Origin of the sequence: Phytoactinopolyspora endophytica, from assembly GCF_004138495.1 — a bacterium.
Lineage (GTDB): Bacteria > Actinomycetota > Actinomycetes > Jiangellales > Jiangellaceae > Phytoactinopolyspora > Phytoactinopolyspora endophytica.
Genome location: NZ_ML142858.1, coordinates 114,303 through 116,720, shown reverse-complemented (window position 1 = coordinate 116,720; position 2,418 = coordinate 114,303). Strand labels below are relative to the sequence as shown.

The window sequence follows — 2,418 nt, the reverse complement described above, 5'->3', positions numbered from 1 at the left end:
CTGGCCCGCGAAGTCGATCCGTCCATCGGCGAGGGCGTCTATGTCCAGCTGCGCGGGCCGCACTATGAGACTCCGGCCGAGATCCAGTATCTCAAGCGGATCGGCGGGGACCTGATCGGCATGTCCACGGCGCTGGAGGCGATCGCGGCGCGGGAGGCAGGCGTCGACATTCTCGGTATCTCGCTCGTCACCAACCTTGCGGCAGGCATCAGCCCGACACCGCTGAGCCACTCCGAGGTGATCGAGGCCGGCCAGGCGGCGGCACCCAGAATCAGCGCTCTGCTGGCCCGGATCGTCAGCCGCCTGTAGTGACTCCTGCCGCCCAGCGTTGCCATTTCGCGGTGACATCGACGAACCTTGATGTTCCGCGCGATACGTTGCACCCACGCGGATGCCCGACGATCCGAGGACGGCGCCGATGAACGACGTGCTCTTCGAGGCCCACAACTGGCTGGCTGACGACCCGGACCCGGCCACCCGCGCCGAGCTGCACGACCTGCTCCGGCGCGCCAGCGCGGGAGACGCCGACGCACTCGCCGACCTCGGTGACCGTTTCGCGGGTTTCCTGGCGTTCGGCACCGCCGGGCTGCGAGGTGAGCTCGGAGCGGGCCCGAACCGGATGAACCGTTCGGTCGTCATCCGTGCCGCGGCCGGCCTGGCCGGCTACCTCAACGCGATGCGGGAGCCGGTGAACGGCCAGCACCACAGGGTCGTGATCGGCTACGACGCCCGGCACGGATCGCACACGTTCGCGGTCGACACCGCAGCCGTCATGACCGCCATGGGCATCGATGCGCTACTGATGCCCCGCGAGCTGCCCACCCCTGTTCTGGCGTTCGCGATCCGGCATCTGCATGCCGACGCCGGCGTCATGGTCACGGCGAGCCACAATCCGCCCCGGGACAACGGGTACAAGGTGTACCTGGGCGGGTCCCACGGCGGGTCGCAGATCGTCGCGCCGATCGACGCGGAGATCGCCTCGTACATCCACGACGTCCACTTCACCTCGCATGTCCGCCGGCCGATCGACGGGTGGAGCATGGTGGGCGAAGAGGTCGTCGAGGCCTACATCGACTCGGCTGCCCGGGTGGCATCCGTCGCCCTCGAGCCCGAGACCGGCCACGCCGCCGAGGAGAGCCTGCGCATCGTGCTCACGTCATTGCACGGCGTGGGCGGGGTGACCGTCGCCGAGGCACTCGCCCGCGCGGGTTTCACCGACGTGCACCCGGTACCGGAGCAGGCGGACCCCGATCCGGACTTCCCGACGGTCGACTTCCCCAACCCCGAGGAGCCGGGATCGATCGACTTGGCTCTGGAGCTCGCCACCCGGGTGAACGCGGACGTGGTCATCGCCAACGACCCCGATGCCGACCGGCTCGCCGTCGCGCTGCCCATGCCGGACGTCACCGGCACATCGACGTGGCAGATGCTGCACGGCGACGAGGTCGGCGCATTGCTCGGGCAGCATCTCGCCGACAGGCTGCGCCCAGCGGTGTCCCCTGGTGTGGGACCGGCAGGCACCACGCCGTCGGGAGCCGTTTCGGCCGCCACACCGGTCTTCGTCAACTCGATCGTCTCCTCCCGTCTCCTCGGCCGGGTCGCCGCCGAACACGGCATCCGGCACGTCGAGACGCTCACCGGCTTCAAGTGGATCTCTCGCGTTCCGGGCATCACCTACGGGTACGAAGAAGCCTTGGGCTACGTGGTCGACCCGGAGTCGGTCCGCGACAAGGACGGGATCTCAGCCGCTGTCCTGTTCGCCGAGTTCGCCGCTGTCACCAAGGCCTCCGGCCGGACCCTCTGGGACGTCCTGAACGATCTCGCCCGTACGCACGGGCTACACGCCACCGACCAGGTTTCCGTCCGGGTCGACGACCTCAAACTGATCAGCGACGCGATGCGCCGGTTGCGCCGCCACCCTCCGACCGAACTCGGCGGTACACCGGTCACGAGCGCGCAGGATCTGCACAGCGGCGTCGACGGCCTGCCGCCGACCGACGGACTGCGGTACCTGACCGAGGACGGGTCCAGGGTCATCATCCGGCCGAGCGGCACCGAGCCGAAGCTGAAGTGCTACCTGGAGGCGGTGGTGAAGGTGCCGGGGGACGACGTACCGGCCGCACGTAGCGTCGCTGCCTCCCGCCTCGCGGCGCTGCGCGCCGACGTCTCGGCGGCCATCGGGCTGTAGATCGCATGCAGCCGGCGGCCGCACCAGCCGACGCTTCCTAACGCTTTCACGACGCTTTCACCACCTACCTGGTGGGCGCTCGCACCGGTAAGCGGCGCTCCACACGGGCACCCGTCTGATAACGTCACTGGCCGTGCCGACCATGAAACGATCTACCATGCGCCGCGCTGTCGTCACCGCGGCGGCGCTGAGCGCACTCGCCGTGACCGCTTGCGGCGGTGACGACGGTC

2 protein-coding genes are annotated in these 2,418 nt (G+C 69.4%); both read left to right on the top strand.

Features of this window, described 5'->3' with window-relative positions:
- A partial coding sequence (locus ELR45_RS41095; protein WP_476704133.1) for a phosphorylase family protein occupies positions 1 to 309 on the top strand: 309 nt, incomplete at its 5' end.
- 109 nt (positions 310 to 418) lie between these two features.
- Positions 419 to 2,188 (top strand): phospho-sugar mutase, encoded by a 1,770-nt coding sequence (locus tag ELR45_RS19550; protein WP_205856889.1) that lies wholly within the window; start codon positions 419 to 421, stop codon positions 2,186 to 2,188.
- Positions 2,189 to 2,418 lie beyond the last annotated feature (230 nt).